We start from the raw sequence: 7,852 nt of genomic DNA on the forward strand, positions 1-7,852 counted from the left end.
GGACGGGCGGGGTGGTGCCCGCCCGTCCGGGCCGACGTCGGTGGTCAGCCGTCGGCGCGGCCGACCAGCTCGTAGCCGGCCTCGTCGACGGCGGCGGCCACGTCGGAGTCGGCGAGCGGCCGGGTGCTGCCGACGGTGACCTTGCCGGTGGCGAGGTCCACGGCGACGTCGGTGACGCCGTGGAGCTTCTTCAGCTCGGCGGTCACCGAGGTGACGCAGTGGCCGCAGGTCATGCCGTTGACCTGGAAGGCCGAGGTCAGGGCGGACTCGGCGGCGGGGGCCGCGCCGGCGTCGGTGCCGCACGAACCGCAGCAGGAGGAGGCCTCGGTGGCGGCGGACTCGACGGTGACGGTGGTCTCGCTCATGGGTGTGCTCCTGTCGTGGGTGTCCGGCGCCGGCCGGACTGTCCGGGCGGCTGCTTCGCTTCTGAACATACCATACCCCCCTAGGGTAATGCCCAGAGATTCCGGGAGCCCGGCCCTGCCCGGCCTCCCGCCGGGCCCCGGTCGTCAACGCCGTGCTGTGGCAGTCCTGTTGCCCCTCGGCGCCTGAGGTCAGTGGAGAGCGTGCGACCGCTGTTGCGGCGCGGGCGGGGTGAAGTTCAGCCCGTTCTCGTCGAGGGCATTGAAGACGGTCACCCGACCGCTGTGGAAGACGAAGCTCACATCCACGCTCCCCTGGGCCACGTCGTCGCCGGTCCATTCGGGTAACTCGACGTTCTGGAGCGGGGAACTCCTCCGCGCCCGGCGGCCGCAACGGGTGGCCGGACCGGGGAAGCGGTCCGGCCACCCGTGAACCGTGCGCAAGCCGTGCCGTGCGAGGCCGGCTCGGTTCGGCGGTTCCCGGTGGTTCCCGGAGGGGCCTCAGGCGGCCGACGGGGTCACTGGGTGCGGTAGGCGTCGGTGATGGTCTGGTCGAGGGTGTTGCCGTCGGCATCGGTCAGCTCGGCGCGCAGGGAGACGCCGGTGCCGGCCGGCGGGTTCTGGACCGTCACGGCGCCCGCTTCGAGCGGGAGGCGGGCCCACGAGGCGCCGCCGTCGGTGGAGGCCGAGACGGTCAGCGAGCGGGTGCGCCCGTCCGCGGCGGCTCCCTGCACGGTGACGGGAATCCGGAGCGGACTGCCGGCCGCCGCGGTGCCGGTCAGGCTGAGCTCGGGGGAGAACCGCACGACGCTCACCGGGAGCGCCGTCGGCCCGGTCGTGGTGGCCGAGGCGAAGGTCCAGGACGCGTTCACGCGGGTGGTGGCGCCGGTCGCGGCCTTGCGGGTCACCGTGGTGGCCAGGCGGTACGAGGCCTTGCCCGGGGGCACTGTGAACTCGCCGCGTCCGGCCGCACCGGACTCGGCGCCGACCAGCACGCCGTCGCGGTACAGCGAGGTGTAGGCCGTGTCGAACGACGGGGTCCACGGCACGTGGCCGTCGCCGTCGGCCAGCAGCGGGACGTTCGCGGTGATCCGGTCGCCGTCGCGTGAGACGGCGGGGCGGTCGGTGAGTGCCGGGCCGAAGACCGGGCCGTCGAAGGTGTGGGTGGTCGTGGTTCCGGCTCGTACGGCAATGCGGTCGGCGGAGTAGTAGGTCGGCGCCGCATCGTTGGCGCCGGGGACGGTGACAGCGATGTCCCAGGTGCCGCGCTCGGGCGCGACGAGGAAGGTGGCGGTGCCCGGCGTCTTCATGACCCGGGGGGCGCCGGCGACCGTCCCGTTGCTCGGCAGGACGCCGAGGAGGGCGGTGCCGGTGCTGCCCGGTCCGGCGGCGCCACGGATGTTCAGGGTGGCCAGCTCCTGCGTGGAGTACTGCCGGGTGAGCCCGGTCAGGGCGCGGGTGCCGGAGAAGGTCTGGCCGAGCAGGTAGCCGCCGGTGTCGGTCGCCCAGTGCGCGTCGTACCACTGCTTCACCGCCCCGGCTTCGGTCTCGGGACCCAGGTGGCCCACGCGCAGGTTCGTCGACCTGTTGCCGACGTTGGCGCTCTTGGTGACACCCTCGTGCGTGACCTCGACGAACATCGAACTCTGCAGGAAGCGCGCGTTGCCGTCCGGGGGTCGGACGTCGACGGGGGCGGTGGTCCGCGCGTCGACGGTGACGGTGGTGTCCCGGTCGAGGTCGAGGCGCGGCTGGACGATCCAGTCCGTCCAGGCCGGGCCGCCCGCCCCCTGGTCCGCGGGCAGGGTGCTGTCCAGCAGGTACCGGCCCTTCGGCAGCCGCACGGTCGTGACACCGGAGGCGTCCTGCTGTTCGAGGAACTCCTCGCCGCCGGCCTCGAAGACCCCGCTGACATGGGTGCGGTACTTCCCGGCCGGTTGGCCGGCGCGGTCCAGGTGCTTGATGGTGAGGGTGTACGTCTCCGGCCCCGCGGCGAAGGCCGCGCTGCCGAAGGCGGGAGTCGAGGTGCCGACCAGGGCGACGGCGACGGCCAGGGCCCGGAGGGCGTTCCGGCGGGGAACGGAACGCGGGGCGGAGCGGGGTGCGGAAGTCGTGGTCATGCTCTGTACTGCTCGGACCGGCACCGGAGTTCCTGTGAGCCGGACCACATCCGGAGCGGGGCGGCCCCCGGGGCGGCGGCCGGCGCCTGTGACGCAGGTCACCGGAACCCGGGCGGCGGACCGGGCAGGGCAGAGTGTGGAAGCACTCATGAGAACGCGTCTTCGCCGCGGCGACCCCGACGTCCTGGGCGAGCTGTACGACGAGCACGCCCAGGTGTTGTACCGCTACGCCCTGCGCGTGACGGGCGACTGGGCGGAGGCCGAGGACGTCGTCTCGACGACCTTCCTGGAGGCGTGGCGGGGCCGGGAGAAGCTGCACCCCGACGGTGACGGGCTGCGCCCGTGGCTGCTGGGGATCGCGACCAACATCATGCGCCGCACCGCCCGGGCCCGCCGTCGCCGTGACATCGCGCTCGCCCGGCTTCCGGAACGCGGTTCCGTCCCGGATTTCGCCGACGACCTGGTCGCGCACCTCGCGGACGTCGAGCACCTGCGTGCCGCGCACCGCGCGCTCGCCCGGCTCCGGCGCCGCGACCGGGAGGTCTTCACCCTCGTCGTGTGGGCCGGGCTGGACTACGCGAGTGCGGCCGAGGCGCTCGGCACGCCGGTCGGTACCGTCCGCTCGCGGCTGTCCCGGGCCCGGGCCCGCCTGCGTGAACTCACCGAGGCGGAAGCCAGGGCCGAAGCCAAGGCCAGGGCCAGGGCCGAGGCCCGCGTCACGTCGGCGCGGCACCGGCACGCCGGAACCGGAAAGCCCCCCGCGGCGGAGGGCCGGACCCCTTCCGCCGTCACCGGCCTGCCCGCACCGGGCCGCATCCCCGCGCTCCGGCCGTCGATCCACTCGATCCAGTCGATCCAGGAGAGCCACGGATGAACGCCACCCCACGGCGCGATACGCAGCGCCCGTCCTCCGCGGAGGCCGAGCGCCGCGAACTCGCCGAGCTGCTGCCCCCGCCGGCGGTGCCCGGCCTGGACGCGGATCGTCAACTGCTGCTGAGACGGGAGGTGTTGCGCAGAGCCGCCGCGTCCGCCGAATCGCGGCGCGGCGTCACCCGGCGTCCGGCCCGGTACCGGCGTCCGGTCCGGATCGCGGTGCCGGCGCTCGCCTGCGCCCTCGCGGTCGTCGGCGTCGTGACGGTGGACCCCGGGGGTCCGGCCGGGCACGACCGCGCGGCGGTGGCCGGGGGCGGTGCCACCGGCACCTCCCAAGCGGTACGGCTGCTCGACCGCATCGCGCTCGCCGCCGCCGGAGCGGAGCAGTCGACGGTCCGTGCCGACCAGTTCGTCTACGTCGAGAGCAGGGTCGCCTACGCGGCTCAGAGCGCGGCAGGCGGTCCCGTGACCATGGCTCCCGTGCACACCCGGCAGGTCTGGCTGTCCGCCGACGGCAGCCGTCCCGGTCTGCTGCGGGAAGAGGGCGGGCCCGACTCCCGGCTCGGCGAGAACGGGCCGGTCCTCCACCTCGACCGACCGGGGGAGGCCGCCAGGCCCGAGGCCCCGCGCGGGAACGGTCCGTCGATCGGTGAACCGACCCACGCGTACGTCGCCTCGCTGCCCACCGACCCCGACGCCCTGCTGAAGCTGATCAGGGAACAGGCCGGCGGCGGGGGCCAGGACCCGGACCAGCGGGCCTTCACGGCGATCGGCGACCTGCTGGCCGAGACCTGGGCGCCGCCGCAGGTCAGTGCCGCGCTCTACCGGGCCGCCGAGCGGATCCCGGGGGTCACGGTGGTCGCTTCGGCCGTCGACGCCACCGGGCGCGAAGGCGTCGCCGTGGCCCGTACGGCGCACGGGCAGCAGACGCAGTGGGTCTTCGACCGGACCACGTACGCGTTCCTCGGCGAGCGTACGGTCCTCACCGAGGCCGGCGACGCGGGGCCGGCCGGGACGGTGGTCGGCACCTCGGCGGTCCTCGCGAAGGCCGCCGTCGACCGCGTCGGCCAACTCCCGCCGGAGCAGCCGGGCAGCTGACCGGACCGGACGCGGTCGGAAGGTCCAGAGGATTCGGCAGGCTCAGAGCCGGTGGGACATCGCGATGACCCGTTCCCCCCGCCCGCGGCGGGCTGTCGCCGCCGTCGACCACCATGCCGGCCAGGTCCCAGCCGAGCGCCGTCGGCAGCGGGGGAGCCCCTCGCCGACGGCCCCCTCCCGGGTCTTGTCGTCGACGGGGTTGATGCCGGTCGCGACTGTCCGCACCGGCATCTTCCCGGGCCCGGTCGCGAGGCCGGAAGCGCGCGGTGGAACATACCCCCTACCCCTATCGATATCGACGGGTTGAACCCTACCCCACCGGTTTCGTCGACCGGCGCACTCGCCGTGCCCGCGCTGGAAGTTGACGACCGATGACCGCTGCCGTGGACCTCCTGTCCTCGGTCTGCACCCTTCGCGGGTAGGGAGTAGGAGATGGCAACCGACAACACCGAGCCGAACCCCCGGAGGTGGCGCGCACTGGCGCTGATCGCCGCCGCGCAGTTCGTGGTGATCATGGACACCTCGATCATCGGGGTGGCCCTGCCCAAGATGAAGGACGCCCTCGGCTTCGGCCAGGAGGACTTGTCCTGGGTGTTCAACGCGTACGTGGTCGCCTTCGGCGGCCTGCTCCTGCTCGGTGGGCGGCTCTCCGACCTGCTCGGCGCCCGCCGCCTGTTCAGTGCCGGCTGGGCGATCCTCGGCGCCGGCTCGCTGCTCGCCGGCCTCGCCCGGAACGTCCCGACCGAACTGGCCGGCCGCGGCGTCCAGGGCCTCGGCGCCGCACTGATCGCCCCCTCGGCGCTCACCCTGCTGATGATGCTCTTCGGCGGCAACCCGAAGGAGCTCACCAAGGCCTTCGCCCTGTACGGCGCGGCCGCCCCGGCCGGCGGCACCGCGGGCGTCTTCCTCGGCGGTCTGATCGCCCAGTACATCAGCTGGCCGTGGGTGTTCTCCATCAACGTCCCGGTGGCCGTGGTCGCGCTGCTCGCCACCCCCGCGCTGATGCCCTCCGCGCCCCGGCGCAGCGGCGGCCTCGACATCATCGGCGCGCTCACCGTCACCGGCGGTCTCGCCGCCGCCGTGTACGCCATCGTCCGCGCCCCGGAGGCGGGTTGGGCCTCGGCGCCGACGCTGCTGACGCTGGCCGGCGCGGCCGTGCTGCTGACCGCCTTCCTGGTCATCCAGAGCCGGCGCCGCGAGCCGCTGATGCGGCTGAGCATCTTCAGGGTGCCGAACCTCGGCGCCGCCAACCTCGCCCAGTTCCTACTGGCCGCGGCCTGGGTGCCGATGTGGTTCTTCCTGAACCTCTACCTCCAGCAGGTGCTCCACCTCGGCGCCTTCGCCAGCGGCGCGGCCCTGCTGCCGATGACCGTCGCCATCACGGGCATCATGATCACCCCGGCGCCCCGACTGATCGCCCGCTTCGGCCCCAAGGCACTGGTCGTCACCGGCATGCCGGCCCTCGGCGCCGGTCTGTTCGGGCTCTCACTGGCCCGCCCGGACGGCAACTTCTGGACCGACGTGCTGCCCGCCTCGCTGCTCGCCGCGATCGGCATGGCGCTCGCCTTCATCCCCTCCCTGGGCACCGCGATCTCCAGCGCACCCCCGGAGGACGGCGGCCTCGCCTCCGGAATCGTCAACACCGGCTACCAGGTCGGCTCGGCCCTCGGCCTGGCCGCGATGACCGCACTGGCCGGCGCCCGGACCCCGGACGCCACCGTCGAAGGCCTGACCTCGGGCTTCTCCGCGGCCTTCGCCGGCTCCGCGGCGATCGCGGTGGCCGGCGGCCTGCTCGCGGTGGCCACCCTGCGCACCCCGCGCGCCGAGGGCGCGGCCCGCGAGGCGAAGTCCGCGACGGCGGCGTGAGGCCGTCCACCGTCCTCCCTCGGGGGCGGGCCCCCTCCGGGGCCGCCCCCGCAGGGCGTTCTCGTGCGGCTTCCGTACGTCGTGAAGGAGTGTTCGACGATGCACCCCGAGAAGATGCACCCCGAGAACCGTGCCGCCCCCGCCACCCCGCCGGCCGTCCTGCTGCGGGCGGTCCGGCACCCCGTCACCCGCTGTCTGATCGCCTGCCTGGCCTCGGCCGTCGCGGCCGCTGCCGCCGAACCGGCCGGCTCGCGCGCGGCCGGCGCCGGTTGCTCGGCGCGCCGTTCTTCCTGAATACCCTCCACAGGTATACGGTGACCGCCGCCGGGACACCCGCGACGCCCCGCAGGGAAGGCGGACCGCCACCATGCACGCGATCCTGCACGCGCTGTCCATCGCCGGGTCGATGACCTGGGAGATCACCTGGGCCCTGGTCCTCGGCTTCCTGCTCTCTGCCGTCGTCCAGGCCGTCGTCCACAAGACGACGGTCGTGCGGCTGCTCGGTGACGACCGCCCCCGCACCCTCGCCGTCGCCGCCGCCCTCGGCGCGTCCTCCTCCTCCTGCTCGTACGCGGCCGTCGCGCTGGCCCGCTCGCTGTTCCGCAAGGGCGCGAACTTCACCGCGGCGATGGCCTTCGAGATCGCCTCGACCAACCTGGTGGTCGAACTCGGCATCATCCTGGCCCTGCTGCTGGGCTGGCAGTTCACTGCGGCGGAGTTCGTCGGCGGACCGGTGATGATCCTGCTGCTCGCACTGCTGTTCCGGCTGTTCCTGAGCGAACGGCTGATCCGAGAGGCCCGCGAACAGGCGTCGTACGGGCGGGCGGGCTCGATGGAGGGCCATGCGGCGATGGACATGTCGGTGGCCGGGGAGGGCTCCTTCGCCCGACGGCTGCTCTCCGGGCGGGGCTTCGCCTCGGTCTCGCACGTGTTCGTGATGGAGTGGGCCGCCATCCTCAAGGACCTGGTGATCGGCCTGCTCATCGCCGGCGCCATCGCCGCCTGGGTCCCTGATTCGTTCTGGCAGGCCTTCTTCTTCGCCGACCATCCCCTGGCCGCCAAGCTGTGGGGCCCGCTGGTCGGCCCGCTGGTGGCGATCGCGTCCTTCGTCTGCTCGATCGGCAACGTGCCGCTGGCCGTGGTCCTGTGGAACGGCGGCATCAGCTTCGGCGGCGTGGTCGCGTTCATCTTCGCCGACCTGCTGATCCTGCCGATCCTGAACATCTACCGGAAGTACTACGGCCGCCGGATGGCCCTCTTCCTGCTCGGCACCTTCTACCCGGCGATGGTGCTGGCGGGCTACGCGGTGGAGTTGCTGTTCGGAGGGCTCGGCCTGATCCCGGACCAGCGGGCGGCGGAGATCCCGATGTCGGGTGTGGAGTGGAACTACACCACCTGGCTCAACATCGCGTTCCTGCTGCTGGCGCTGGGACTGCTCATCCGCTTCTTCCACACCGGCGGCGCCGCGATGCTACGGATGATGGGCGGCGCCCCGGACGCGGGCGGGCCCGCGGCCCACGACCACCACTGATGCTC

Annotated in this window: 7 protein-coding genes; 5 read left to right on the plus strand and 2 right to left on the minus strand. The window is 73.6% G+C overall.

The window, feature by feature from the left end; translation table 11 throughout:
- Positions 1 to 44: 44 nt before the first annotated feature.
- Together ACFU7Y_RS35425 and ACFU7Y_RS35430 are read right to left on the minus strand one after the other, a co-directional pair.
- Positions 45 to 365 carry a heavy-metal-associated domain-containing protein gene (locus tag ACFU7Y_RS35425; RefSeq protein WP_380770821.1) on the minus strand — a complete coding sequence of 107 codons (321 nt, stop codon included), beginning with the start codon at positions 363 to 365 and terminating at the stop codon, positions 45 to 47.
- 515 nt (positions 366 to 880) lie between these two features.
- Positions 881 to 2,479, minus strand: a complete 1,599-nt coding sequence (locus ACFU7Y_RS35430) for a serine protease (protein WP_380770822.1) — start codon at positions 2,477 to 2,479, stop codon at positions 881 to 883.
- A 148-nt stretch (positions 2,480 to 2,627) separates the two neighbouring features.
- On the opposite strand from ACFU7Y_RS35430, the gene ACFU7Y_RS35435 reads away from it, so the two are divergent.
- The 5 genes from ACFU7Y_RS35435 to ACFU7Y_RS35455 all read left to right on the plus strand — a co-directional run bounded on the left by ACFU7Y_RS35435 (position 2,628) and on the right by ACFU7Y_RS35455 (position 7,847).
- Complete coding sequence (locus ACFU7Y_RS35435; RefSeq protein WP_380770823.1) at positions 2,628 to 3,353, plus strand: RNA polymerase sigma factor; 726 nt, start codon at positions 2,628 to 2,630, stop codon at positions 3,351 to 3,353.
- A complete protein-coding gene (locus ACFU7Y_RS35440) occupies positions 3,350 to 4,450 on the plus strand; it encodes a CU044_5270 family protein (protein WP_224282064.1) in 1,101 nt (366 codons plus the stop codon). The genes ACFU7Y_RS35435 and ACFU7Y_RS35440 overlap by 4 nt, the downstream gene beginning before the upstream one ends.
- Before the next feature lie 432 nt (positions 4,451 to 4,882).
- Complete coding sequence (locus ACFU7Y_RS35445; protein WP_380770824.1) at positions 4,883 to 6,316, plus strand: MFS transporter; 1,434 nt, start codon at positions 4,883 to 4,885, stop codon at positions 6,314 to 6,316.
- Positions 6,317 to 6,415: 99 nt separating this feature from the next.
- Positions 6,416 to 6,610 (plus strand): hypothetical protein, encoded by a 195-nt coding sequence (locus tag ACFU7Y_RS35450; RefSeq protein ID WP_224283018.1) that lies wholly within the window; start codon positions 6,416 to 6,418, stop codon positions 6,608 to 6,610.
- Positions 6,611 to 6,683: 73 nt separating this feature from the next.
- The gene (locus ACFU7Y_RS35455; protein ID WP_224283019.1) at positions 6,684 to 7,847 is read left to right on the plus strand and encodes a permease; all 1,164 of its coding nucleotides are present in this window, start codon (positions 6,684 to 6,686) and stop codon (positions 7,845 to 7,847) included.
- Positions 7,848 to 7,852: the final 5 nt, after the last annotated feature.

It is taken from the genome of Kitasatospora sp. NPDC057542 (assembly GCF_042801945.1).
GTDB lineage: Bacteria > Actinomycetota > Actinomycetes > Streptomycetales > Streptomycetaceae > Kitasatospora.

Excerpts from the sequence above, each read along its gene's own strand:
- ACFU7Y_RS35425 (WP_380770821.1), bottom strand. The coding sequence starts at position 365 with ATGAGCGAGACCACCGTCACCGTCGAGTCCGCCGCCACCGAGGCCTCC.
- ACFU7Y_RS35430 (WP_380770822.1), bottom strand. The coding sequence starts at position 2,479 with ATGACCACGACTTCCGCACCCCGCTCCGCCCCGCGTTCCGTTCCCCGC.
- ACFU7Y_RS35435 (WP_380770823.1), top strand. The coding sequence starts at position 2,628 with ATGAGAACGCGTCTTCGCCGCGGCGACCCCGACGTCCTGGGCGAGCTG.
- ACFU7Y_RS35440 (WP_224282064.1), top strand. The coding sequence starts at position 3,350 with ATGAACGCCACCCCACGGCGCGATACGCAGCGCCCGTCCTCCGCGGAG.
- ACFU7Y_RS35445 (WP_380770824.1), top strand. The coding sequence starts at position 4,883 with ATGGCAACCGACAACACCGAGCCGAACCCCCGGAGGTGGCGCGCACTG.
- ACFU7Y_RS35450 (WP_224283018.1), top strand. The coding sequence starts at position 6,416 with ATGCACCCCGAGAAGATGCACCCCGAGAACCGTGCCGCCCCCGCCACC.
- ACFU7Y_RS35455 (WP_224283019.1), top strand. The coding sequence starts at position 6,684 with ATGCACGCGATCCTGCACGCGCTGTCCATCGCCGGGTCGATGACCTGG.